23 protein-coding genes and 2 pseudogenes are annotated in these 24,900 nt (G+C 66.3%); 16 read left to right on the plus strand and 9 right to left on the minus strand.

All coding sequences use genetic code 11. The features are described from left to right. The first annotated feature begins 25 nt into the window (after positions 1–25). The 14 genes and pseudogenes from EKK97_RS00970 (at position 26) to cdd (ending at position 15,256) form a co-directional block, all read left to right on the plus strand. Positions 26–1,089, plus strand: a pseudogene (locus EKK97_RS00970) (phytase). Between the two features lie 30 nt (positions 1,090–1,119). Continuing rightward, the gene (locus EKK97_RS00975) at positions 1,120–3,069 is read left to right on the plus strand and encodes a polysaccharide biosynthesis protein (protein WP_159548076.1); all 1,950 of its coding nucleotides are present in this window, start codon (positions 1,120–1,122) and stop codon (positions 3,067–3,069) included. A gap of 1 nt (position 3,070) precedes the next feature. Further along, positions 3,071–4,039, plus strand: coding sequence for a ParB N-terminal domain-containing protein (locus EKK97_RS00980; RefSeq protein WP_159548077.1), 969 nt, complete (start codon positions 3,071–3,073; stop codon positions 4,037–4,039). Further along, entirely contained in the window at positions 3,990–5,807 is a 1,818-nt protein-coding gene (locus EKK97_RS00985) for a hypothetical protein (RefSeq protein ID WP_159548079.1), read from the plus strand. The genes EKK97_RS00980 and EKK97_RS00985 overlap by 50 nt, the downstream gene beginning before the upstream one ends. 201 nt (positions 5,808–6,008) lie before the next feature. Continuing rightward, on the plus strand, positions 6,009–6,710 hold the full coding sequence (locus EKK97_RS00990) for a hypothetical protein (RefSeq protein ID WP_159548080.1): 702 nt from the start codon (positions 6,009–6,011) through the stop codon (positions 6,708–6,710). Positions 6,711–6,844: 134 nt separating this feature from the next. Next, positions 6,845–7,741, plus strand: a complete 897-nt coding sequence (locus tag EKK97_RS00995) for a hypothetical protein (RefSeq protein ID WP_159548082.1) — start codon at positions 6,845–6,847, stop codon at positions 7,739–7,741. A gap of 1 nt (position 7,742) precedes the next feature. Beyond that, positions 7,743–8,651, plus strand: a complete 909-nt coding sequence (locus EKK97_RS01000; RefSeq protein WP_159548084.1) for a glycosyltransferase family A protein — start codon at positions 7,743–7,745, stop codon at positions 8,649–8,651. A gap of 42 nt (positions 8,652–8,693) precedes the next feature. Further along, positions 8,694–9,155, plus strand: a complete 462-nt coding sequence (locus EKK97_RS01005; RefSeq protein WP_159548086.1) for an adenylyltransferase/cytidyltransferase family protein — start codon at positions 8,694–8,696, stop codon at positions 9,153–9,155. 278 nt (positions 9,156–9,433) lie between these two features. Then, positions 9,434–10,705, plus strand: coding sequence for a NupC/NupG family nucleoside CNT transporter (locus EKK97_RS01010; RefSeq protein WP_159548088.1), 1,272 nt, complete (start codon positions 9,434–9,436; stop codon positions 10,703–10,705). A 39-nt stretch (positions 10,706–10,744) separates the two neighbouring features. After that, positions 10,745–11,518 (plus strand): deoxyribose-phosphate aldolase, encoded by a 774-nt coding sequence (gene deoC / locus EKK97_RS01015; protein ID WP_159548090.1) that lies wholly within the window; start codon positions 10,745–10,747, stop codon positions 11,516–11,518. After that, positions 11,518–12,878 (plus strand): annotated as a pseudogene (gene deoA / locus EKK97_RS01020) (thymidine phosphorylase). The gene deoC and the pseudogene deoA overlap by 1 nt, the downstream one beginning before the upstream one ends. Next, positions 12,875–14,110 carry a phosphopentomutase gene (locus EKK97_RS01025; protein ID WP_159548092.1) on the plus strand — a complete coding sequence of 412 codons (1,236 nt, stop codon included), beginning with the start codon at positions 12,875–12,877 and terminating at the stop codon, positions 14,108–14,110. The pseudogene deoA and the gene EKK97_RS01025 overlap by 4 nt, the downstream one beginning before the upstream one ends. 10 nt (positions 14,111–14,120) lie before the next feature. Beyond that, a complete protein-coding gene (deoD, locus tag EKK97_RS01030; RefSeq protein ID WP_159548094.1) occupies positions 14,121–14,849 on the plus strand; it encodes a purine-nucleoside phosphorylase in 729 nt (242 codons plus the stop codon). Next, positions 14,846–15,256: a cytidine deaminase gene (gene cdd, locus EKK97_RS01035; RefSeq protein WP_159548096.1), complete on the plus strand. Its 411-nt coding sequence runs from the start codon at positions 14,846–14,848 to the stop codon at positions 15,254–15,256. Before deoD ends, cdd begins: the two co-directional genes overlap by 4 nt. Here the strand turns inward: cdd and EKK97_RS01040 are convergent. The 9 genes from EKK97_RS01040 to ubiU form a co-directional block, all read right to left on the minus strand. Next, complete coding sequence (locus EKK97_RS01040; protein WP_159548098.1) at positions 15,246–15,995, minus strand: anaerobic ribonucleoside-triphosphate reductase activating protein; 750 nt, start codon at positions 15,993–15,995, stop codon at positions 15,246–15,248. The genes cdd and EKK97_RS01040 overlap by 11 nt on opposite strands. Before the next feature lie 58 nt (positions 15,996–16,053). After that, on the minus strand, positions 16,054–16,218 hold the full coding sequence (gene nrdD / locus EKK97_RS01045) for an anaerobic ribonucleoside-triphosphate reductase (protein ID WP_159548100.1): 165 nt from the start codon (positions 16,216–16,218) through the stop codon (positions 16,054–16,056). A gap of 46 nt (positions 16,219–16,264) precedes the next feature. After that, the gene (locus tag EKK97_RS01050) at positions 16,265–17,995 is read right to left on the minus strand and encodes a ribonucleoside triphosphate reductase (protein WP_159548102.1); all 1,731 of its coding nucleotides are present in this window, start codon (positions 17,993–17,995) and stop codon (positions 16,265–16,267) included. 257 nt (positions 17,996–18,252) lie between these two features. Next, entirely contained in the window at positions 18,253–18,852 is a 600-nt protein-coding gene (locus EKK97_RS01055; RefSeq protein ID WP_159548104.1) for a DUF6448 family protein, read from the minus strand. 201 nt (positions 18,853–19,053) lie between these two features. Then, positions 19,054–20,187, minus strand: coding sequence for an AraC family transcriptional regulator (locus EKK97_RS01060; RefSeq protein ID WP_236551339.1), 1,134 nt, complete (start codon positions 20,185–20,187; stop codon positions 19,054–19,056). Between the two features lie 30 nt (positions 20,188–20,217). Beyond that, positions 20,218–20,766, minus strand: coding sequence for a radical SAM protein (locus tag EKK97_RS01065; protein ID WP_236551340.1), 549 nt, complete (start codon positions 20,764–20,766; stop codon positions 20,218–20,220). Then, complete coding sequence (locus tag EKK97_RS24150) at positions 20,712–20,963, minus strand: hypothetical protein (protein WP_236551341.1); 252 nt, start codon at positions 20,961–20,963, stop codon at positions 20,712–20,714. Before EKK97_RS24150 ends, EKK97_RS01065 begins: the two co-directional genes overlap by 55 nt. A 25-nt stretch (positions 20,964–20,988) precedes the next feature. Beyond that, entirely contained in the window at positions 20,989–21,903 is a 915-nt protein-coding gene (locus EKK97_RS01070) for a U32 family peptidase (protein ID WP_159548108.1), read from the minus strand. Positions 21,904–21,911: 8 nt separating this feature from the next. Continuing rightward, positions 21,912–22,907, minus strand: coding sequence for a ubiquinone anaerobic biosynthesis protein UbiU (ubiU, locus tag EKK97_RS01075; protein WP_159548110.1), 996 nt, complete (start codon positions 22,905–22,907; stop codon positions 21,912–21,914). A gap of 153 nt (positions 22,908–23,060) precedes the next feature. On the opposite strand from ubiU, the gene EKK97_RS01080 reads away from it, so the two are divergent. Both EKK97_RS01080 and EKK97_RS01085 read left to right on the plus strand, forming a co-directional pair. Further along, positions 23,061–23,678, plus strand: a complete 618-nt coding sequence (locus EKK97_RS01080) for a TetR/AcrR family transcriptional regulator (RefSeq protein WP_159548112.1) — start codon at positions 23,061–23,063, stop codon at positions 23,676–23,678. Continuing rightward, the gene (locus tag EKK97_RS01085) at positions 23,675–24,892 is read left to right on the plus strand and encodes an efflux RND transporter periplasmic adaptor subunit (RefSeq protein WP_201296981.1); all 1,218 of its coding nucleotides are present in this window, start codon (positions 23,675–23,677) and stop codon (positions 24,890–24,892) included. Before EKK97_RS01080 ends, EKK97_RS01085 begins: the two co-directional genes overlap by 4 nt. The last annotated feature ends 8 nt before the right edge of the window (positions 24,893–24,900 follow it).

A 24,900-nucleotide genomic window follows, 5' to 3' on the forward strand; every position in this document is an offset into this window, starting at 1 on the left:
AAAGGGGGCAAGGCCGATGCACTTCATGCCAAACAACCGCTTTTATCGATCGCTGCTGGGAATCGCGGCGACGCTTGGGGTCATCCAGGTGCTGCTTTGGTCCGGCTCGTCGTCCGCGCCGGCTGCCGCCTTCCCCTTGGCCGTCATCAGTGCCCAGGGGGAAACGGTACCGGTGGCGAGCCGCGGCGATGCCGCCGACGACCCGGCCATCTGGTACAACGCCGATGCTCCGGAGCGCAGCCTGGTGCTGGGAACCGACAAGAAGCGTGGCCTGGAAGTCTACGACCTGCAGGGGAACGTGTGCAGTCCCTGCCGGTGGGACCACTCAACAACGTCGATCTGCGCCAGGACGTGCTGCTCGACGGGCGGCGCATGGACGTCGCCGTGGCGACTCATCGTGAGGAGGAGAGCCTGGCGGTATTCGAGATCGATGCGAACGGGGAGGTGAGCCTGATCGGACTGGTCCCCACCGATTTGGAGGGTATCTACGGCATCTGCCTTTATCGCCACGGCGAGGAGCTGCACGTCTTCACCAATGCCAAGGATGGTAATTACCTCCAGCATCGCCTGGAGATCGTCCAGGGCGAACCCCGCGCCGAGCTGCTGCGCTATTTCCGGCTGGAAACCCGGCCCGAGGGTTGCGTGGTGGACGATGCCCGCTCGCTGCTGTTCGTCGGCGAGGAGGAGTTCGGTGTCTGGGTCATGCAGGCATCGCCGGAGGCGGGAACGAGCCGCGAGGTGGTGATCGAGGCGAAGACGCCGCTGGAGCCCGATATCGAGGGGCTGGCGCTGTACGCCGACCGGTACCTGATCGTCTCCAGCCAGGGCAACCATCGCTTCGCCGTGCTCGAAGCCTCGCCGCCCTATCGTTTGCTGGGCATCTTCCGTATCGACGAAGACAGCGAGAACGGCATTGGCAGCGTGCGTGAGACCGACGGGATCGAGGTCAGCGCGCTGAACTTCGGCGAGCGCTTTGCTACCGGGCTGGTCGTGGTGCAGAGCGGTAGAAATGCCTCGCAAAACCAGAACTTCAAGTATCTCGACTGGGCGCAGATCGCTGCGGCCCTGGAGCTTCCCGGTCAGGAGTGACCGGCGTCAGGCAATTCAGAGGAAGAGGCCATGCAGATTCCCTTGCAGCCACTGCTGGTGTTGCCACGCTGCGTCAAGCGGCGTGTGTTGGTGATGACCGATGCTGCGCTGATGGTGGCCAGCCTGCACGTTGCCGCTGCGCTGCATCGTGAAAGTCTGGCGCCGTTCGCCGAGCTGGGGCTATGGAGAACCAGCATCGTCGTGGCCCTGGCCAGCCTGGTGCTGTTTCACTGGCTCGGGCTCTATCGGATGGTGATCCGCTACATGAGCCATACCACGGTGCCCATCGTTGGTGCGGCGGTACTGCTCTCGGCACTGGTGGCGGAACTGGTCGGGCAGTGGATGGGCACGGGACTGGTGATGCCCATCGTGGTGACCTACGCCCTGCTGTTGCTGCTGGGCATCGGTAGCGTACGGTTTCTGCTGCGCGAACTCTATCTCCACAGCCAACGGCGCAAGCGGCGCCCGGTAGTGATCTACGGGGCCGGGGCGGCCGGGAGCGAGCTGGTGTCGGCCCTGCGCCATGGCCGTGAGTACGAGCCGGTGGCCTTCGTCGACGATTGGCGTGGTCTCAACGGTGCCTTGGTCGAAGGCTTGCGCGTGCACCAGCCGGTGGCCTTGGCGGCGCTGATCGAGGAGTACAAGGCCGCCATGGTGCTACTGGCCATTCCCAGTGCCCCGCGCTGCAGGCGCCGGGAGATCCTGCAGCGCCTCTCGGCCCTGTCGGTACCCGTCAAGACCATTCCCGGCAGCGCCGACGTCATCGCCGGTCGCGCGAGCATCTCGGAGGTGCGCGACGTGGCGCTGGAGGATTTGCTGGGCCGGGAGCCGGTGCCGCCCTTTCCCGACCTGATGGACGCCGATATTCGCGGCAAGACGGTGATGGTGACCGGCGCGGGCGGCTCCATTGGCAGCGAGCTGTGCCGGCAGATCCTGGCACAGCGGCCGGTGCGCCTGCTGCTGCTCGACAAGTGCGAGTTCGCTCTCTATGCGATCGAGCAGGAGTTGTCGCGACACCCCGCCGTGGCGGCAGGCGTCGAGCTCAAGCCGCTGCTGGTGTCGGTTCAGAGCGGCGATGCGCTGGCCACGCTCTTCGACACCTTCGAGGTGAATACCGTCTACCATGCCGCTGCCTACAAGCACGTGCCGATGGTCGAGTACAACCTGGTCGAGGGGGTGCGCAACAACGTCTTCGGCACCCTGGCGCTGGCCCAGGCGGCGATCCAGGGCGGCGTGTCTACCTTCGTCATGGTGTCCACCGACAAGGCAGTGAGGCCCACCAACGCCATGGGCGCCTCCAAGCGCTTGGCCGAACTGATCTGCCAGGCGTTCGCACATGCCGGCAGCCAGACCCGGTTCTGCATGGTGCGCTTCGGTAACGTGCTCGGCTCGAGCGGCTCGGTAGTGCCGCGATTCCGCCAGCAGATCGAGCGGGGCGGCCCGGTCGAGGTCACTCACCCCGATATCACCCGTTACTTCATGACCATTCCCGAGGCGGCACAGCTCGTCATCCAGGCCGGAGCCATGGGCAGCGGAGGGGAAGTGTTCGTGCTCGACATGGGAGAGCCGGTACGCATTCACGACCTGGCGGTGAACATGATCCGTCTCTCCGGCCTGTCGGTGAGGGACGAGCGGCACCCCGAGGGGGACATCGAAATCGTCTATACGGGGCTGCGGCCGGGCGAGAAGCTGTTCGAGGAGCTGCTGATCGGCGATGCGGCGGCACGCACGTGCCACGATCGGATCATGACCAGCTCCGAGCGCTACTGGGAGTGGTCGCTGCTCGAAGCCTTCCTGCGCCGGCTCGAGCGGGCGCTGGCCGCTTCCGACCACGCCACCGTTCGTCAGCTGCTGCTGGCGGCACCGCTGGATTACCGTCCGAGCGACGGCCTGGCCGACCTGATCTGGGAAGCGCGCCAGGCCCGGCAGTCGAGCGTCCGGCTCGACACCGTATTGAGTCCGATGGTCAAGGGAGGCTGAGATGCGAATCGAGCTACAGCTGATCAGGCTCTGGTTCATCCGCAAGGTGGAGGCCGCCGGCTACCATCTCCAGTCGATGAAGCGCTTCCGGCCCGTGGATGCGCGCAGTCACGAGGGCAACCCGCTACTGCTCAGCTATCGCCACCCGGGGCGCCGCCTGCTGCTGAACGCACCCGTGGCCTGGGGCTTCGGCCTGCTCAACTTCCCCTTCGACCGACCGCGCCCGCTCGCTGCCGTGATGCAGCGGGCCCTGTCCAGTCCTGGCCAGGAGCGTGCGCTGATTCGAGAGGCGCTGACGCACTTCTACCGTGACTGGCAGCCCCGTACGGCGGCTGAGTTCTTCGGTCTCGACGAGGACGAGGCCGGAGAGCTGGCTGCGCTGCCGACGTGGCTCTCGCCCTGGCCCTGGGACCCGCTCACGCTGGAGCAGAAGCGCGCCCAGCGGCGGCGTACGGAGGGGCGCGAGAACGCCAGGGTGCTGGGCCGGCCGCTTGGCGTCGAGGCGGGCTGGAAATTCTGCGGACCGGTGAGCGAACTCAAGCTGCACGTCGAGGTAGAGCGCCTGGCGCGGGTGCTGGAGTCGGTGCGCATCCATGGGATTCGCCGCCACGACGGCACCGATGGCGACATTCGCGCCATCGTGCTGAGTCATCCCGATGGGCGCTGGCGCTGGCAGGTGCTGGCAGGCCAGCATCGCTACGCCGTGATCAGTGCCCTAGGCGAGCCCCGCATCCCCATCCGGGTGGAGCACTTCGTGCGCCGCGAGGATGTGCTGCTCTGGCCGGGCGTGGCGTCCGGCCTGTTCAAGCCGTCGGCGGCGCTGAAGGTATTCGACGACTGCTTCAGCGAACGCGTGATGCAACCCGTTCTGGCGCTGACGGAGCCGTGCCTGCCATATCGGAACCGAGAGGGGGCTCAGCATGAAGTGGAAGCAGATACGAAAAGGTTTGACCCGGGGCTGGCGCAGTAAGCGGCGTGGCCAGCGGCAGTACCATGTTGCCGGGCTGGCCGGATTCGAAGCGTTGGCCGCGGCCTTGGCCGAGCGCGATATCGATCATCTCTTCCTGCATTGGCCGGGTGCCGAGGTGGCCTGGCCCGGCGGGGAGGAGATCGTGCTGCTGGTGGCCGACGAAGGTGTGCCGCAGGCGACGGCACTGATGCGTCCCGCGGCGCGGCCGGGTGACCTGCGCTGTACACTTTACAGCGTGGGAGGCCTGCCGGGTAGCGACCGCAACCGCGTGGCCTATCTGCCGGTGCGCCGAGCGCGCGAACTGCTTGCCAGCATGCGCGGCCGGCCGGCGCCCCGGCGAGCCAACGATGCCCAGCGGCTATTGGCAGTCAGTGCGGAGGCGGTCTACCACCTTGGTCTTGCCAGCAGCCTGCCAACTGCCGCAACCGCCGGCGAGGGCGACTCAGCCTCGCCTTTGGCCTCAGCCCATGGCAGGGCCATTGTGGCGCTGGATGAACGCTGTGGACTGTGGTCGCTACCGCACCGTTTCGGCCTGGAGGAGCTGGAGGCACGGCTCACCCAGGCGGGGTGGGCGCCGCTCACGGATACCCTGTTCAAGTTGTCGGGCGTCAACCCGTGGCTCAAGACGCGTCTGCAGGGCCATGGCCGGGACGCAGTGCCGGGCCTCGCCGTCTACCTGATCCGTGAACGTGGGCTGCCCCATCTCGATGCCCTGCGGGGAATCCTCGCCCGCCATGGCTTCGACGTGCTCTACGAGATGCCGATCGACGGAGCGCATCGCGACGAAGTGGCCGACCAGATCCGCGGCGGCAACTGGGGACGCGGCCCGTTCCCATGCAGCGGTGGCTTGCCTTCCTACCTGCTCGTGACTCATGACGTCTACCCGGACCGCTCACCCTCGAAGGCATCTGGCGCTTCCGAGATGGTGGACAATGCGCGGGTCTTTGCGGTGAAGGAGCAGATGCGCCGGCAGGTGAACCGCGGGCGTCCCGCTGCCCAGCACTGCAACCCGGTTCACTCCTCCGATAACGCCATGCAGGCGATGGAATATCTCGCCGTGGTGGCGCCCGAGAAGGTGGCGGAGATGGTGGCGAGCGCCAGGCGGCGCAACGCTGCCTTTGCCACGCCCTATCCGGTGCTGGCCGACCTCAGCAAGCATGCGCGCCGGGCCAAGGTGGAGCTGATCGACTTCCATGGTCGGCGGGCGATCTGCAAGACCTTCCGCCCGGGCCGGGAGCGTTTCCTGGAGCGTGAAGTCAAGGCGCGGGAGCTCGGCAGTTCGCTGCCGGAAGTCTCACGAATCCTGGAGATCGGCCCTTCCTACCTGGTGTTCGAATGGTACGAGGACAGCCTACCGAGCATTCTCGCCCCGAAGCCGCTGTTTTATCCCCACGGGCTGCTGCCGATCTGGGCCATCGAGCGCCTGCGCACGCTGATCCTGCACTATCGGCGGCTGGGGTACGAGTGCATCGACTTCAATCCGCACAATGTGATCTACGACCCCTGCCAAGGGCTCAAGGTCATCGATTTCGAGTACCTTCAGCCCGGTAGCCAGGTACGGGACTCGTTGAAGGGCAACTACGCCTGGTATCCGGTGCCGGATACCTTCCCCGGCGACATCCCGCCCACGACCCAGTATCGCCCCTACTTTCGCCGCTGGCTGCCCTATACCGGCCTGCCGCGCTTCATGTGCCTGTACCCCTTTCCGAGGCCGCTGCTGGTCGCCGTGCGCCACGTCACGCTGGTGGCCATGTCGCTCTCGGAATGAGGCGGGTGGGTTGGCGGCGTCTCAGGCGCATGTTCCGGGGAGGCTCTCCCGCAACGGGGCGACGGAAGGAACCCGCCGGTATTGGCCAGCGTCCGGCGGCCTGACCGATGCCTTGCAACCTGCTGATCGTTGCTGATCGTACCTGTACACCGGGCCGCGCCTAGCGCCGGTGCCGGAACGCTGCGATACACGGAGGGCGGAATGTTGCTCAAGAAACTGAAGCGATATGGCCGACAACGCTACGCGAGCCTGCTGCGGCGACCGCTGACGCATCGGCGTTACATCGATGGCAAGGCCGGTATGACGGCGTTTCTCGATACCCTGAAGGCGAAGCGCGTCGATTACGTCGTGCTGCGCTGGTTCGACACCCTGCCCGACATCTCGCCGGGAGAGGACGTCGACATCCTCGTCGCCGATGAAGATGCCGCCAGAATCGTCGACTGCGTGAGCGTGAACCGCAGGAGCCAGGACATCGCCTGCGACATCTACAGCGTCAGCGGCCTGCCCGGTACGAGCCATCGCGACGGCAGCTACTACCCGCCGGACAAGGCCCGTCAGATGCTGGAGCACGCCGTCTGGATGAACGGTCTCGTGCGGGTGCCCTCCGTCGACGAGCACTTCCTGTCGCTGAGCTATCACGCCATCTATCACAAGGGGTACCTGTCGGGTATCCCATCCGAACATCGCATGCGCAATACCAAGGTGGTGGTGCCGCAGGACCACGACTACCGAGGCATTCTCGAAAATCTTCATGGCCAGTCGAGCCATGCCTCCACGGCGCTGGACATGACCCTCGAACGACTCGATGCATTCCTCTCCGGGCTGGGCTGGCGGCCCGACCCGGACACTCTGAAGCGACTATCGAAACGAAATGAGTGGATTGGCGAGCACTTCTTCGGCTGATGGCAAAACCGCGTGTCGGCCCTGGGCCGGGTACGAAAAGTCGACGAGCGCAGGCACTTTCCGGACATAGCCTGACTGAGTGGGGGTGGGCGATGAGCGCGACGTATGCAGGCCTGGAGTTGCCAACCAACCCGATGACGCGAAGCTCCGCCCTGCAAGCCCTGGCGTCGGCTGACTCAGCCTGGCGGCTGGCGATGCGACCCGGCGGCGGAAGAATACGTGCCAGGTCGAGAGCATTGCCGTTTGCCACGGGAGAGGTCGGCTACCGTGAGAGCATACGGCTCACGCCCCGCGCCAGAGTCAATCTGGAGCGGCTGACCGGCGTCATCTTTCCGGGCCAGGCGTCCGTGCTCGAACTGCTGGTCTATCGCCAGTGGTCGTCGGCCGGCAGCCAGGCGGTGGACAAGCGCGGTGAGTGGCTGATTCTGGCGGGCGAGGAGGCAGTGGGCATGGGACGCTGGCTGCTCGAAGACAGCGCCGCGCATTTCCTGCGTTTTGCCCGCCTCGGACGCTTCGCTGTCACCTCGGCCCGGCTCTCTTATTTTCGCTCCTTCATGGCCAACAACCATTTCCGGCCTGACGAGGTGCTGCTGGAGGCGAGCCTGGTCCTCGAGCTATACGGGCTGCGCAAGGCCGAGAACATCGACTATCTGGCCTTGACTACCCAACTGACGCCTCGGCCGCGGATAAAGCGCAACGACCGCCACCGCGAGCATCACGGCGCCACGCTGCGGGAAATGCTCGACGACTCCCGCTATCACTTCCGCCTGGGCGAGCTGCGCTGTGTCTCGTTCAGCCAGATCGCAAGCTTCAAGCGCTCGCGCGGCACCTTCGGGGATCGCCAGGACCTGGGTATGATGCGGGCACTGGAGACGGGCAGTCGCCTGGCGTGGCTCTGGCATCGCAGCCTCTACGAACTCGACCTGGGGTACCGCTGCTTCCTGCGTTGGCTGCATCGTCTGGTACGTCCGTGGGTCGGCGAGCAGGCGGTAGCGTTCTATCATCGTTGGCGTCGCCGTCGGAGCCACTGACATGGCGTTCTTTTCGGTTGTGATGCCTGTCCGTGACAAGGTAGACGCGCTGTCGGCTTCGCTCTCCAGTCTGTTCCAGCAGACCTTTCGCGATTTCGAGGTCGTGGCGGTGGATGAGGGCTCGACCAACGGTTCCCGCGAGCTGCTCGAGCGACATGAGCAAAAAGGGCGGCTGCGGCTGCTCCAGTGTAGCGAGCCCGATCCCGGCGACTACGCCGCTTGCAACCAAGGGGCCTCACAGGCCGAGGCGTCGTGGCTGGTCTTCTTCGAGGCCGGCAACATGCTGCTCTTCGACCACCTGTCCCGTTTTGCCGAAGCCATCGCCACTCATTCCAATGTCGAGCTGTTCGTCCATGCCTGCCAGATGATGGAAGGCCAGCAGCAGCTGCCCAGGCAGGAGAGCGGGCCCACCGGAGTGTTGACGCGCCGCGAGGCGCTCAAGACCTTTTCCCGCTTCGACTTCATCCACCTGAGCGGCGTCTGCATGAGCCGGGAGCGCTTCCTGGCGCTGGGCGGCTTTCCGGCCGACCGCCAGCGCTGCGATGGCGATGCCTGGTTCTGGCTCAAGTCGCTGTGTGAACTCGAGCGAATCCACTACGACGACACGGTCACCAGCCTGCTGCTGCTCGATAGCGATAGCGTTGCCCGGGAAGAGCGTCTGGCGCAGGTCCATCCCGCCGCCCAACTGCTGGCCGACTACACGGGGCGACTGTCGTGGCGGGAGGCTCGCTACCTGCACGCAGCGGTCAACCGCAAGGTACTTGCCTGGGCGATGGAAAAGAAGCGGCTTGGCCATTCGGTGAAGGGCGAGCTGTCCGCCCTTTCGCTTAGAGGAATGGAGCTGAGGCACGCACTCGATGCCGCCAGCCTGCTGCTTCCCTCACCTTACTACGAGCGATTGAGGAAGTGAGTGAAGCGAAGACATCACTGTGCCAACCGGGAGGAGAGTGAAATGGGTGGGACCGTCATTACCTATGGCACCTTCGACATGTTTCATATCGGCCATCTCAATTTGCTGCGCCGGCTGGCCGGCATGGGAAACCGCCTGATCGTGGCGGTCTCCACCGACGAGTTCAATGCCGGCAAGGGCAAGCGAACCCTGATCCCCTTCGAGCAGCGCGCCGAGATCGTGCGCTCCATTCGCTATGTGGACGAAGTCATTCCCGAAACCAATTGGGAGCAGAAGATCGAGGACGTCCAACGCTACGACGTGAGCACCTTCGCCATCGGCGATGACTGGCGTGGCCACTTCGATTTTCTGACGCCCTACTGCGAGGTAGTCTACCTGCCGCGTACCGAGGGGGTTTCGACCACTGACCTGAAGCGTTCCCTGAATCGCTTCTGCAGCGTATCCCGCGAGGACCTGCTGCGCGCCTTCGACGTGCTCGAGGCGCTGCGCAAGGACTTCGGCTGACGACTTCTCGCACCGGGCGCCGATAAGCCCGAGGCTATCGACGAGACCGCGACGCCCAGCGTCGCGGTCTCGTCGTTTTCGGGTGCTCGGTGTTGGCGATGTCACACTAAATGTTATATTTTTAACATTTCGCAGGATCTTCGCACGACCTTCGCAGGATCTTCGCATGATCTTCGCATGGTCTTCGCGTTAGCCCCGTACGCTTCCTACTATAACCAAGTGCGTCAACCCGGTGTGCCCCCGCCGCGGCCACCCAGCACGAACGGAAGGACCCTCACATGACCGCCATCATGAGCCTGGTCGGCATGGCGACGCTGATCGCCATCGCCCTCGTCTTTTCTACCAACCGGCGCGACATCCGCCTGCGAACCGTGGGCGGCGCCTTCGCCATCCAGGCCGGCATCGGCGCCTTCGTGCTCTACGTGCCGTTCGGCCAGGCGGTGCTGCAGACCATTTCCGCCGGCGTCAGCCAGGTGGTGCTCTACGCCAACGACGGCATCGACTTCCTGTTCGGCGGCCTGGCCGACGTCGACAACATCGGCTTCGTGTTCGCCATTCGGGTGCTGCCGGTGATCATCTTCTTCTCCTCGCTGATCGCCGTGCTCTACTACCTCGGCATCATGCAGTGGGTGATTCGCCTCCTCGGCGGCGCGCTGCAGAAGGCGCTGGGCACCTCGCGCACCGAATCGCTCTCGGCCACCGCCAACATCTTCGTCGGCCAGACCGAGGCGCCGCTGGTGGTGCGTCCCTTCATCGCTCGCATGACCCCCTCCCAGCTGTTCGCGGTGATGTGCGGCGGGCTGGCCTCGGTGGCGGGCTCGGTGCTGGCCGGCTACGCGGCGCTGGGCATCCCCATGGAGTACCTGGTGGCGGCCTCGTTCATGGCCGCCCCCGGCGGGCTGCTGTTCGCCAAGCTGATCATGCCCGAGACCGAGACACCGGTGGACGACGTCGAGGAGGCCAACGAGGTCATCGAGGAGGAGGACAAGCCGGTCAACGTGCTCGACGCGGCGGCGGCCGGGGCCACGGCGGGGCTACGCCTGGCAGCCAACGTCGGCGCCATGTTGCTCGCTTTCATCGGCCTGATCGCGTTGATCAACGGCATGCTCGGCGGGGTGGGCGGCTGGATCGGCGTCGAGCAACTGAGCCTGGAACTGATCCTCGGCTGGCTGTTCGCGCCGCTCGCCTTCGTGCTCGGTGTGCCCTGGGAGGAGGCGACCCTGGCCGGCTCCTTCATCGGCCAGAAGCTGGTGGTCAACGAGTTCGTCGCCTTCATCAACCTGTCGCCCTACGTCGAGGGTACGTCGATGGTGGTCAATACCGGCCAGGCCATGAGCGGCCATACCGTGGCCATCCTCTCCTTCGCCCTGTGCGGCTTCGCCAACCTCTCATCGATCGCCATCCTGCTCGGCGGCCTGGGCAGCATCGCCCCCAGCCGGCGCCACGACATCGCCCGCTTCGGGATCAAGGCGGTGCTGGCCGGCACGCTCTCCAACCTGATGTCGGCGGCCATTGCCGGCTTCTTCCTCTCCATAGGCGGGGTGATCTGATGGCTACCGCAAATCCATTCCGTATCGACAGGTAACGTCATGACCGAACTGCAGCAGGCCGCGCGCCAGGCGCTGGCGCTGATGGACCTCACCAGCCTCAACGAGGACGACAGCGACGCCGTCATCCGCGAACTGTGTGCCCGCGCCAACACGCCGGCGGGCCACCCGGCGGCGGTGTGCGTCTATCCCGCCTTCGTGCCAACCGCCCGCGAGGCGCTGACCGAGCAGGGCCTGGCCGGCAAGGTGAAGGTGGCCACGGTGACCAACTTCCCTCACGGCGAGGCGGATATCGAACGCGCCGCGGCCGAGACCCGAGCGGCCGTCGCGTCCGGCGCCGACGAGGTCGACGTGGTCTTCCCCTACCGCGCGCTGATGGCGGGCGACGCCGAGGTCGGCCGTGCGCTGGTTGCCGCCTGCAAGCGCGAGTGCGGCGATGCCGTGCTCAAGGTGATCCTGGAAACCGGCGAATTGAAGGAGGCCGGGCTGATCGACCGCGCCGGCATGCTGGCCATCGACGGCGGCGCCGACTTCCTCAAGACCTCCACCGGCAAGGTGGCCGTCAATGCCACCCTGGACGCCGCCAAGATCCTGCTCACCGCGATCAAGGCGAGCGGCCGTGACGTCGGCTTCAAGGCCGCCGGCGGCGTGCGCACCGTCGAGGATGCCGCCGCCTACCTGCGCCTCGCCGAGCAGGTAATGGGGGCGGATTGGATCACCCCGGCGCACTTCCGCTTCGGTGCCTCGGGGCTGCTCGGCAACCTGCTCGAAACCCTTGGCGTTGCTGAGGGCGAGGGGCCCACGGAGGGTTACTGATGCCTGCACGTGCACTACCTCAAGAGCTGATTCGCGCCAAGCGCGACGGCGAGGTGCTCGATGCGGATGCCATTCGCGAACTGGTAAGCGGCATCAGCGACGGCAGCCTCTCCGACGCCCAGGTCGGCGCGCTGGCCATGGCGATCTACCTCAACGGCATGAATGCCGCCGAGACGGTGGCGCTGACCGAAGCCGTACGCGACTCCGGCGAGGTGCTGGCGTGGCGCGGCCTGGGCCCGGAATTGGACCTGCCGGGACCGGTGCTCGACAAGCACTCCACCGGTGGGGTGGGCGATCTCGTCTCGCTGGTGCTGGGGCCGTGGATCGCCGCCTGCGGCGGCTACGTGCCGATGGTCTCCGGTCGCGGCCTGGGCCACACCGGCGGCACCCTGGACAAGCTCGAGGCGATTCCCGGCTACGACATCGCCCCCTCGCGGATCGCTTCCGCACCCTGGTGCGCGAGACGGGCGTGGCCATCGTCGGTCAGACCGCCGAGCTGGCCCCGGCCGACCGGCGGCTCTACGCCATCCGCGACGTCACCGCCACGGTGGAGTCGCTGCCGCTGATCGTCAGCTCGATCCTGGGGAAAAAGCTGGCCTGCGGCCTCGACGCCCTGGTGATGGACGTCAAGACCGGCAGCGGCGCTTTCATGCCCACCCCTGAGAAATCGCGGGAGCTGGCGCAGACCATCGCCGAGGTGGCCAGCCGCGCCGGTACGCCGACCACCGCGCTGCTCACCGACATGAGCCAGCCGCTGGCGCCCTGTGCCGGCAACGCCGTCGAGGTGCGCGAGGCGATCGCGCTGCTGACTGGCGAGAAGCCGGGCGGACGTTTGCTGGAGGTGACCCGCACGCTTGCCGCCGAGCTGCTGTTGGCCGGAAAGCTGGCCCACGACCGGGAAGCAGCCCTGGCCCTGCTCGACGAACGGCTCGCCTCGGGCGCCGCCGCTGAACGCTTTGCCCGTATGGTGGCGGGCCTGGGCGGTCCCACCGACCTGCTCGAGCGTCACGAACGCTACCTGCCCCGGGCGTCCATCGTGCGCCCCGTGCATGCCGAGCGCAGTGGTCGCGTGACGCGCATGGACACTCGCGCCGTAGGGCTTGCCGTGGTCGAGCTGGGAGGCGGGCGCCGATCGCCTGACGATGCCATCGATCATTCCGTTGGCCTGACCGGCATCGCCGCCATCGGCGAGGCTGTCGACGGAGAACGCCCGCTGGCCTGGGCGCATGCGGCAAGCGAGGCGGCGGCCGAGCGCGCGGCCGCTCGGCTGCTCGCCGCCATCGAAGTGAACGACGTCGCGCCCGGCGGCGTCACACGGCCTACACTCATTCAGGACGTGATTCGTCGGGAGGCACCATGACCCGCGCCATCGTGCTGGTACTCGACTCCTTCGGCATCGGCGCGGCACCCGATGCGGTGGACTTCGGCGACGCCGGGGCCGATACCCTGGGCCATATCGCCGCCGCCTGTGCTCGCGGTGAATGTGACGGTGCGGCTCGGGAGGGCCCGCTCGCGTTGCCCAACCTGGCACGGCTGGGGCTGTTCCACGCCCACCGCGAAGGCACCGGCAACTGGGCCAAGGGCGTCGAGGTGCCAGCCGAGGTGATCGGCGCCTACGGTCACGCCCGGGAGATCTCCTCCGGCAAGGACACCCCCTCGGGACACTGGGAGATCGCCGGTGTGCCGGTGCGTTTCGACTGGGGCTACTTCTTCGACCTCGAGGATAGCTTCCCGCCGGAGCTGCTCCAGGCGCTCGAGCACGAAGCGGGACTGCCCGGCGTGCTGGGCAACTGCCATGCCTCGGGCACCGAGATCATCGCCCGCCTCGGTGAGGAACACATGGCCAGCGGCAAGCCCATCGTCTACACCTCGGGCGACTCGGTGTTCCAGATCGCTGCCCACGAGGAGGCCTTCGGCCTCGAGCGGCTCTACGCCCTGTGCGAGACCGCCCGGCGCCTGCTCGAGCCCTACAACATCGGCCGGGTGATCGCGCGGCCCTTCGTCGGTGCGAGTGCGGCGGACTTCACCCGTACCGCCAACCGTCGCGACTACAGCGTCGAACCGCCGACGCCCACGGTATTGCAGAAGCTCGAGAGCGACGGCGGCGAGGTGATCGCCATCGGCAAGATCGCCGACATCTACGCCCACTGCGGTGTCACGCGCACGCTCAAGGCCAGCGGCCACGATGCGCTGATGGACACCACCCTGGGCGCCCTGGACGAGGCCGGCGAGCGCTCGCTGGTGATGACCAACTTCGTCGACTTCGACACCCTCTACGGTCACCGCCGCAACGTGGCCGGTTACGCCGCCGCGCTGGAGGCCTTCGACGCGCGCCTGCCCGAGCTGCTGGCCAGGCTGCGCGACGACGACCTGCTGGTGATCACCGCCGACCACGGCTGCGACCCCACCTGGCACGGCAGCGACCATACCCGCGAACGGGTGCCGGTGCTGGCGCTGGGGGCGGGGCTCACCCCCGGCTCGCTGGGCGCGCGGGAGACCTTCGCTGACATCGGCCAGAGCCTGGCGTCGCACCTGGGCCTTTCGCCCATGAACGACGGCACGAGTTTTCTCCCCAAGCCAATCGCTGCATAGGAGCCTCGACATGGCGACTCCCCATATCCAGGGCGAACGCGGCATCTTCGCCGACACCATGCTGATGCCCGGCGACCCGCTGCGTGCCAAGCATATCGCCGAGACCTTCCTCGAGGATGCGCGCGAGGTCACCAGCGTGCGCAACATGCTCGGCTTCACCGGCCGCTACCGCGGCCGTGAGATCTCGGTGATGGGCCACGGCATGGGCATCCCCTCGGTCTCCATCTACGCCAAGGAGCTGATCACCGACTATGGCGTGAAGCGCCTCATCCGGGTCGGCTCCTGCGGCGCGGTGCGCGACGACGTGGCAGTGCGCGACGTGGTGATCGGCCTCGGCGCGAGCACCGATTCGGCGGTCAACCGCACCCGCTTCATGGGCCATGACTTCGCCGCCATCGCCGACTTCGAACTGACCCGACACGCGGTGGACGCCGCCGCGGCCCAGGGCGTGCCGGTCAAGGTGGGCAACCTGTTCTCGGCCGACCTGTTCTACAACCCCCAGGCGGAGCTGTTCACGCTGATGAAGCGCTACGGCATCGTCGGCGTGGAGATGGAGGCGGCGGGACTCTACGGCGTAGCGGCGGAGTTCGGCGGCCGGGCAATGACCATCTGCACGGTCTCGGACCACATCCTCAAGGGCGAGTCGCTGCCCAGCGAGGCCCGCGAGCGCAGCTTCAACGAGATGGTCGAGGTGGCCCTAGATGCAGTGCTGCGCGACGACGCGGCGGGGGCGGCATGAGCGACATCGATCCGAGCGTCGTCGGCGCGCTGATCGCGGCGCGCGGCAACGCCTACGCGCCCTATTCGCGGCATCCGGTGGGCGCCATGGTGGAGAGCGAGAGCGGCGCGCGTTACTTCGGCGCCAACGTCGAGGTGGCCCACTACAAGGGAGTGTGCGCGGAAGCCTCGGCCATCGCCGCCATGGTCAGCGCCGGCGAGCGGCGCCTGCGTCACGTCTACGTGATCGGCCCCGGTGAGCACCTGTGTTCGCCCTGCGGCGACTGCCGCCAGCGCATCCGCGAGTTCGCCGACGCCGAGACCCGTATCCACGTGGTCGACGCCGAGGGCCGGCTGCTCAAGCGCTACACCATGGAACAGCTCCTGCCCGATGCCTTCGGACCGGAGAATCTGGAACTCACTCCCTGAACTCGATGCGTTCGAAGTGCGGCCCCAGGCGCCTGACCAGCCCGGCCAGCATCGCCCGTGGCGGAGCGTTCTCCACCGGCTGGCAGTAGGCCGGGTCGAGGCACTGGCGGGTGCGGGCCACCTGGATGGCGTAGCGGCGTACGCCGCAGTCGGCCAGGGTCAGTGCCAGACGCTCCACCTCGGCCAGCGAGAAGTCGCGCCAGTGCACGGTGGTGCGGCATTCGAAGTCGACGCCGCCGTCGAGCAGCGCCATCAGGCTCTGGCTGTTGCGCTGCCAGATGCCGGGGCGCCCGCAGATGCGGTCGAAGTCGCCCCCGCGTCCCTTCACGTCGAGCCCCACCCAGTCGAGCCACGGCAGCAGCCGCGAGAGCCGCGCCGGGTAGGGGCCGGCGGTGTGCAAGCCGACCTTGAAGCCCATCGCCTTCACCTCGCGTACCGCCGCCGGCAGGGCGTTGTGCAGCGTCGGCTCGCCGCCGCTGAACACCACCGCCTCGAGCAGGCCCCGGCGGCTCTCCAGGAACTCCCGTACCGCCTGCCACTCGCTCTCGTCGCCGCGGCGCGGCGGCATCATGTGGCCGTTGTGGCAGTAGCCGCAGCGCAGCGGACAGCCCTGCAGGAACACCACGCAGGCCAGGTGATCCGGATAGTCCAGGGTGGTCATCTGGGTCAGGCCGGCAATGGGGAGGCGGATGCCGTCGAGAGGCGCGAGGGCGGGCGGGTCGAGGTCGGTGGCGATCATGAGAGGCTCCTCGGCTTGGGGCGTGAATGCCGGGCACAGGGCCCGGCAGGTCAGGCAGTCAGGGCGTCAGGTCGGCGGCCCGCTCGGTGAAGTGACGGCGCTCGCGGTGCTCGGCGCGCTTGCCGACGTTGAACTGGCTGACCGGGCGGTGGTAGCCCATCACGCGGGTCCAGACCTCGCAGCGCTGGCGTTGTTCGGTGGGCAGGGTGTCGATGTTCGTCATGGTTTGGCTCCTTCCAAGGGGTTGATGACAGCGGTTAAAAAAACGCTCAGGCCGGTACGGCCGCGGCGCGTCTTGCCAGCAGTGCCTCGTCGCACTTCGGGCAGAACTCGTGTTCGCCGGCCAGGTAGCCGTGCACCGGGCAGATCGAGAAGGTCGGCGTCACGGTGATGTAGGGCAGGCGGAAGCGCGACAGCGCAGTGTGCACCAGCTTGCGGCAGGCGGTGGCGCTGGAGAGCCGCTCGCGCATGTAGAGGTGCAGCACGGTGCCGCCGGTGTAGCGGGTCTGCAGCGGGTCCTGGTGGATCAGCGCCTCGAAGGGGTCGTCGGTATGCCCCACCGGCAGCTGGCTCGAGTTGGTGTAGTAGGGCGCCTCTGGCGTGCCCGCCTGCAGAATGCCCGGGAAGTGCTCGGCGTCGGCGCGGGCGAAGCGATAGGTGGTGCCCTCCGCCGGGGTCGCCTCCAGGTTGTAGAGGTGGCCGGTCTCGGCCTGGAACTCCTGCATCCTGGCGCGCACGTGGTCGAGCACTTCCAGGGCGAGTTGGCGCCCCTCGGGGGCGGTGATGTCGTAGCGGTCGTCGCAGAAGTTGCGCACCATCTCGTTGAGCCCGTTCACGCCCAGGGTGGAGAAGTGGTTGCGCAGGGTGCCCAGGTAGCGCTGGGTATAGGGGTAGAGCCCTTCGTCCATCCACTGCTGGATGCGCTCGCGCTTGAGCTCCAGGCTGTCGCGGCCCAGCGCCAGCAGGCGGTCGAACTCGGTGAACAGCCCCGCCCGGTCGCCGGCGAAGCGGTAGCCCAGCCGCGCGCAGTTGAGCGTCACCACGCCCAGCGAGCCGGTCTGCTCGGCGCTGCCGAACAGGCCGTTGCCGCGCTTGAGCAGCTCAGAGAGGTCGAGCTGCAGGCGGCAGCACATGGAGCGCACCATGTGCGGCTCCAGGTCGGAGTTGAGGAAGTTCTGGAAGTAGGGCAGGCCGTACTTGGCGGTCAGTGCGAACAGCCGCTCGGCGTTGTCGCCCTCCCAGTCGAAATCGGGGGTGATGTTGTAGGTGGGGATAGGGAAGGTGAACACCCGTCCCTGGCGGTCGCCGGCCTCCATCACCTCCAGGTAGGCGCGGTTGAGCAGGTCCATCTCCGCCTGCAGCTCGCCGTAGGTGAAGGGCTGCTCCTCGCCGCCGACGATCGGTACCTGATCGCGCAGGTCCGCCGGGCACACCCAGTCGAAGGTGAGGTTGGTGAAGGGAGTCTGGCTGCCCCAGCGCGACGGCACGTTGAGGTTGTAGATGAACTCCTGGATCGCCTGCTTCACCGCGGCATAGTCGAGTCCGTCCCTGCGCACGTAGGGGGCGAGATAGGTATCGAAGGAGCTGAAGGCCTGGGCGCCAGCCCACTCGTTCTGCAGCGTGCCGAGGAAGTTGACCATCTGCCCCAGGGCGCTGGAGAGGTGGCGCGGCGGGCCGCTCTCGGCGCGCCCGGGCACGCCGTTGAAGCCCTCGATCAGCAGCTGGCGCAGCGACCAGCCGGCGCAGTAGCCGCACAGCATGTCGAGATCGTGGATGTGCAGGTCGCCCTCGCGGTGGGCGGCGCCGACCTCGGCCGGGTAGACCTCGTCGAGCCAGTAGTTGGCGATCAGCTTGCCCGAGACGTTGAGGATCAGCCCGCCCAAGGAGTAGCCCTGGTTGGCGTTGGCGTGCACGCGCCAGTCGGCGCGGTCGAGGTATTCGTCGACGGTCGAGGCGACGTCGATGCGGCGCGGGCCGGCTTGGCGTATGGGGGCGTTCACCGTTATCTCCCTATATGTGCTGCCGTTAGATGTGTTGATGCACAACATATGGTATGTGAAGGCTAGTGCCTTCGGCGGCGGGAGAACATGACCCAGGTCAGAAAAAGACCAATTGTAAGCTCGGGGAACGACGAACCCCGCCGGCTGGCGGGGCTCGAAAACGGTTGCAAAGATGCTGATCACGGGCGGCGTCGAAGATGGCGATCCATGGGCTTCCGGTAGCGTCGGTTAGCTGCTGCTAGCCGCCAGTAGCTTCCTTAGTGGCCATGCCCACTATTGCCGGCAATGACGTTGTGCACGTCCTCCAGATAGTGAACGTAGTGCACATAATGGTCGACGAACACCCGGCCCCGCTCGGGATCGTTGTCCGCTTGCTGCTTGGCGGCCAGCGTGGCCTCGAAGGCAGAGCGGGCATTGTGTTCGAACTTCTCTACGATGCGCGCCAGAAAGGCATTGATCTCGCCCTCTTCTAGCGCCTTATCGGCGAGCTGCACGACCGGGTCGATTTTTCCGGCCGGCTTGATGCCGGTGAAGGGAGCGCCTTCCGAAGCGCGATGGCTTTCCACCAGCTCCGCGAAGAACTGCTGGTCGGCCAACTCTTGGGCGCTGCCGCCGTTCTGGCGAACCTCGCGCGCTTTCTCGAACGTCGACGAGATTCGAGCCTCGTCCGCGGCTGGAACCCACTTCAGGACCGGGGTGACATCTCCTGATTCCAGGGCGATTCGTGCCTCAGAAATCACCGGGCCATCAAGGGCATCGCAATGGGCCATCGCGGGGGCAGCAAGAGCCAGGGTCAAGGCGGAGGAAGCGGCAAGGGCGAGCAGCGTCTTGCGTAGGGGTAGGCGAAGGTAGGTCATGATGGTCTCCTTGGTTCAAGGTTGCAGCCGTTTACGTGTTTCGGCTGTCCTTCATGCTATGGAGACTGGGGATTCGAATCGTTCGCCAAGGCGATCTCGAACGCTGTCGGAAAACTGAAGAAGTTTTGTTAAATCAAATTCTTGCGGGTTCTGTTCTGGGGCGGCAAGAAGTCGAACTTCCTTCTGTGCCGGGCGGTCCGGTCACTCGCCGTCAGCAGCCAATTGTCGTGCACGATACTCGCGGGGCGTCATGCCGGTCGCTCTCTTGAATGCCGTATTGAAGACCGACTTCGAGTTGAAGCCGGAGTCGTACATCACTTGCAGTATGGTCTGGTGGGTGTCGGCAGTCAGACGCCTGCGCGCCTCGGCGACACGGTAATCGCTGACGAATTCGAAGAAGTTCTTCCCCAGCCCCTGGTTGATGGCGCGCGACAGCTCCCGGGTGGGCACATTGAGCTGTCGAGCGAGCTGTTGAACGGTCAGATTGGCGTCGAGGTGGGGAGCGGTGCGCCGCATATGATCCTCGAGCCGCATCAGCAGGACGGCATTGGCTGGCTGGTCCGTTGTTGTATCCTTGCTGCTGGTTAGCAAACGGGACTCCTCAGCACTGAGGCCCGAGAACACGATGGGCTGTCGCAGAGCGTGAAGGAGCAAGTAGTTGATGAACAGGAAGCCCGTCACCCCGCCCACTGTCGATACCCACCATACGCTGGCGCTGCTCTTGAACACGTGCGCCGACAGGCAGTAGACCAGACTGACACTCCACACGACCGTATAGCCCAGCAACAGCACACGTAGCCAGGCCAGCTGCTTGTTCTCGATGTTGGAGAATATTTGCCTCAAATCCGTGCCAAAAACCGTGATCTCGCGAATGGTGGCGATCAGATAGCCGAGAAAGACCAGGTGGATCGCAGCTGCCAGGAGCGGTGAGGTCAATACCCCCGGATGATCGCGCTCCATCAGGATCAGGCGCTTCAGTTCGTCCGGTTGAAGATAGTACTCGACCAGGAAGATGGCGCCGACTATCCAGAATAGAAGGGTATGGATCCAGTGCCCTGGAGTCAGGCGAAAGTCCTGATACATCAGGGATTTGGCATAAAGAAACAACAGGCCGGCCTGCAGTAGGCCGACCAGCGTGCCCAGGTAGGCCAGGTTGAGGAAACGCTGCGCCAGCCCCGTGCTGTACAAGAAGACTTCGGCCAGGCCTGCAGCAAAGGCAAGCACTGTCGCCAACAGCAGGCGGTTGCTGAGTAGATGGATGTTGTCTGGCATTAGCAGGAAACCGGCGAGCACCAGCGATTGCAGGATGCTAGTCAATAGCAGGATGTCCGCCACGCTCAAGTACATCGTGTCACTCCGGCCAGCCTACTCGCGCAGCTCTATGCGTTCGAAGTTTGGCGCCAGGCGCTTGACCAGCCCGGCGAGCATGGCCCGGGGCGGGGCGCCTGCGACCGGCTGGCAGTAGGTCGGGTCGAGGCAGTCGCGGGTGCGGGCCACCTGAATGGCGTAGCGGCGCACGCCACAGTCAGCCAGGGTCAGTGCCAGACGCTCCACGTCGGCCAGATCAAAGTCGCGCCAATGGACGGTGGTACGGCACTCGAAGTCGATCCCGCTTTCGAGCAGCGCCATCAGGCTCTGGCTGTTGCGCTGCCAGATGCCCGGCCGCCCGCAGATTCGATCGAAGTCGCGCCCGCGACCCTTCACATCGAGCCCCACCCAGTCGAGGTGCGGCAGCAGGCGTGTAAGTCGTGCGGGGTAGGGGCCGGCGGTGTGCAAGCCCACCTTGAAGCCCATTGCTTTCACCTCGCGAATGGCGATTGGCAGAGCGTTGTGCAGCGTTGGCTCCCCGCCGCTGAAGACTACCGCCTCGAGCAGCCCCGGCGGTGCTCCAGGAACTCCCGTACCGCCTGCCACTCGCTCTCGTCACCGCGTCGCGGCGTCATCCGCTGGCTATTGTCGCAGTAGCCGCAGCGCAGCGGGCAGCCCTGCAGGAACACTACGCAGGCCAAGTGGTCGGGGTAGTCCAGTGTCGTTAACTGGTTCATGCCCGCCACCGGCAGGCGAATGCCGTCGAGAGGTGTCGATACCCCGTCTATGGCAATCAGCGGCATGGCGTTCTCCCTTGCACGTGGTTGATCAGCCGGCGGGCAGACGGGTGTTGTCCATGCCCGGGCGGCCGTGCCAGTAGCCGTCGCACACCTCGGCCTCGACCAGGCTGAGTGGATCAGCGGCGGGCAGCTCGCCGCGGCGGGCGGCGTCGAAGGCGGCGACCACCTCGGCCATGCCCTCGGCGCGGGGGCTCAGGCGCGCCACGCTCACGCCCATCGCGGTCATGTCTTTGATCTCGTGGCGTAGGTCCTGGCAGGCGCCGGAGAGGGTCTGGATGCCGTTCAGGGTGAACACTTCCTTGGATTCCTGGGAGCGCAGCGCCAGGCCCTCGGGGTACTTCTGGCACACGAACATGCAGCGGTCCTTGGGCTTCTGGTGGCGCCGTGCGGTGAAGCAGCGTGACGACCAGGCCAGCGGCAGGTGACCGTAGGCGAACACCTCGCAGGGCGCATCGAGCCCCTCGGCGGTGCAGTCGGCGAGCAGCCGGGCGAGGTCGTCGCGCGACATCTCCACCGGCGCCTGCCAGCGCTGCATGCCGGCCCGCGCCATCACGCCGATGGAAGCCGGGTTGTAGAGATTCAGCGCCGCCCCGGCAACGAAGGGCAGGCCGGCGGCGGCCAGGCGTTGCAGGGCGCTCTGGTCGTTGGCCTCGACCATGAACTCGCCGTTGTCGCACAGCTTGCGCAGGTCGCGCAGGTCGGCCTCGGACTCGATCAGGGTCTGGCTCGCCAGCACCACCTGCTTGCCGCTCTGGGCCAGCTCGCGGCCGATGCCGAGCCAGTCGTCGAGCTTCATGTCGCGGCGGCGAGAGCAGACGGATTCGCCCAGGGTGACGATCTCCACCGGCCAGTCGGCGGCTTCACGGTAGAAGTCGGCGTAGCGCTCGCGGGTCCAGTAGAACAGCACCGGGCCCAGGGCGAGCTGCAGGGAATCGGATGACATGAAACCTCCTATTTCCAGCGGCGTTCGTAGGCGCCCAGGGTAGTGGTGGCGCCCTCGGAGACCTCGCCGAGGCCGGCCATCCAGGCGGGGTCGGGGTGGAAGCGCTCGGGCGCGCGCTCCAGGCGGTCCAGCGCCTGGCGCCAGATCCCGGCCACCTTCGACACGTAGGCCGGGCTGCGCTGGCGGCCCTCGATCTTCACCGCGCTGATGCCGAGTTCGGCGAGCTCCGGCAGCAGCTCCAGGGTGTTGAGGCTGGTGGGCTCCTCGATAGCGTGGTAGGTCTCGCCGCCGACCTCGAAGCGCCCCTTGCACAGGGTGGGGTAGCCGGCCCGCTCGCCCTCGCCGTAGCGGTCGATCAGCACGCCGTTGAGCCGCGACTCGAGTCCTTGCGGGGTCTCCTCCCAGCGTACGTGGGCCGCCGGCGAGCAGACCCCGCGGGTATTGGGCGACTCGCCTGTGAGGTACGACGACAGGTAGCAGCGCCCCTCGGCCATGATGCACAGGCTGCCGAAGGCGAACACCTCGAGCTCCACTGGGCTCTGCTTGGCCAGATCCCGCACCTGGGTGATGGAGAGCACCCGCGGCAGCACGGCGCGCTTGATGCCGAACTGGTCGTGGTAGAAGCGCAGCGCCTCATGGCTGGTGGCCGACCCCTGCACCGAGAGGTGGCGAGGGAGCTCCGGATAGCGACGGGCGGCATAGTCGAGCAGGCCCATGTCGGCCATGATCAGGGCGTCGACGCCGAGCTCGGCGGCCTGGTCCACGGCGCGGGTCCACTGGGCCCAGCCGTCGGGCTGCGGATAGGTGTTGATGGCGCAGAACACCCGCTTGCCGCGGGCATGGGCGTAGTCGATGCCTTCGCGGGCGCGCTTGTCGGTGAAGTTCAGGCCGGCGAACTGCCGGGCGTTGGTGGCGTTCTGGAAGCCGAAGTAGACGGCATCGGCGCCTTCATCCACCGCCCGCTTCAGGGCCGGCAGGTTGCCGGCCGGGCAGACGAGCTCCATGTCGCTCTCCTCGCAGTCTGGGTAAACCCGACCATGCTAGTCGACTACGCGAGGGCCGCTTTTGATGAGGGTCATGGCGAAGCGGGATAGCGCTGGCGCGGTGAGTATTCTCGCCATAAGATAGTAACTAGTCACTATCTTATGGGGTCGGGTATGTCAGGAAAACGCAATCTAACCGCTGCAGAGCGCCGGGAACGAACTGTCGATACGGTCATTGAATTGAGCGCACGGGATGATCCCGCCAATATCACTACCGGCAGCATCGCCAAACACATGCGGGTTACTCAAGGAGCACTGTTCCGCCACTTTCCGAGTAAGGACGCGGTCTGGGAGGCGGTCATCGGCCGAATAGCCGAGCGTATAATCAAGCGGCTGGATAGAGCCGCTGCCTCGGCAGATAGTCCTTTGGCTGCGCTGGAAGCAATGTTTCATGCCCATATCGCCTTCATTGTCGAGCACCCTGGTGTGCCTCGGCTGATGATGGGGCAACTGCAGCACGCTCGGCCGACCCCGGCCCGCCGTATGGTTCGCTCACTGCTGTTTCTCTACCGTGAGCGGATCGAGAAATTGCTGATCGAGGCACAGGAAGCCGGCGATCTGCGCCGAGAGCTGAATATCGAGGCGGCTGCCACGCAGTTCATCGGCACCATCCAGGGCCTGGTCATGCAATCGCTGATGATCGGTAGCATGAACCATATAGCCGAGCAGGCCCAAGGAGCGTTCGATCTTTACTGTCACGGCATCCAGCAGGAGCGAGGGACGCACCCATGACAGTCCTGGCTCAACGTCTGGGGCGTGTACTGGCGGTTGTCATTGGCCTGGCCGTCGGCGTGGTGCTTCTGGTGATGTTTGTGGTCAACCGTCAGACACCGGAGCACAGTGACTCACCGCCTGCCCCCAAGGCGGTGGCGGTGATCGAGGCCCGGCCCCTGCCGTTTCGCCTCGAGGCGCGCGGCCACGGCGTGGCGCGCCCCGCCGAGACCTGGCAGGCGGTGGCCAATGTCTCGGGCAGGGTGGTGGAGCGCCATCCGGCGCTGGAGAGCGGCACACTACTGCGTGCAGGCACCCTGCTGCTGGCGCTAGACCCGAGTCGCTATGAGCTGGCCATCGCCGAAGCCGAGGCGGAATTGACTCAACTAGAGGCAGAGGAGGCCAATACTCGGCGTTTGCTGGGCCTGGAGCGCCAGGCACTCGATCTCGCCGAGCAGGAGCTTTCACGCATCGAGCGCCTGGCGTCTACCGGTTCTGTTTCCACTTCTCAACGTGATGCTCAGCGTCGCAGCACTGTAGCGCAACGCCAGGCGGTGGCCACGTTGGAGAATGCCTTGGCCTTGCTGCCAGCCCAGCGCGAGCGAGCATCGGTGCGCCTGGCCCAGGCGCGTCGTGACCTGGCGGATACCCGTTTCGTGGCGCCCTATGACTTGCGCTTGGGTGAGGTAGAGGTAGAGCTTCACCAGTTCGTCAGTGTGGGCCAGAGCCTATTCGAGGCGGATAGCCTGGCGGCTGCCGAAGTGGAGGCGAGGCTTCCCTTCAGCGTGGTGCGACGCCTGCTGGGTAGTGTGGCGCCGGCCGAACTCGAGCCCGGCTCCCTGGATCTGAGCGAGCGCATCGACCTTGATGCAATCGATGCGGAGCTGGAGCTGGTCGGGGCGTCCGGTGTGGGCTGGACGGGCCGGGTGGTGCGCGTGGCCAGCGGCCTCGACCCGGCCACCCGCGCCGTTCGAATAGTCGTCAGGGTCGACCATCCTTGGCGCGGTGCACGGCCTCCCGATCGACCGCCGCTGCAGCGCGATATGTATACCCGGGTGCGGCTCACGGCCCCCGGCCCCGAGGCCTCAATGGTAGTGCCATCGTCGGCGCTCCATCAGGGTGAGCTTTATCTGGCTGACGAGCAGGGGCGCCTGGTGCGACGCCCGGTCTCCGTGGCATTCAAGCAGGGGGGGCTGGCGGTGATCGAGGCGGGCTTGGTCCCGGGGAGCGCGTAATCCTCGAT

Origin of the sequence: Billgrantia tianxiuensis, assembly GCF_009834345.1 — a bacterium.
GTDB classification, from domain to species: domain Bacteria; phylum Pseudomonadota; class Gammaproteobacteria; order Pseudomonadales; family Halomonadaceae; genus Halomonas; species Halomonas tianxiuensis.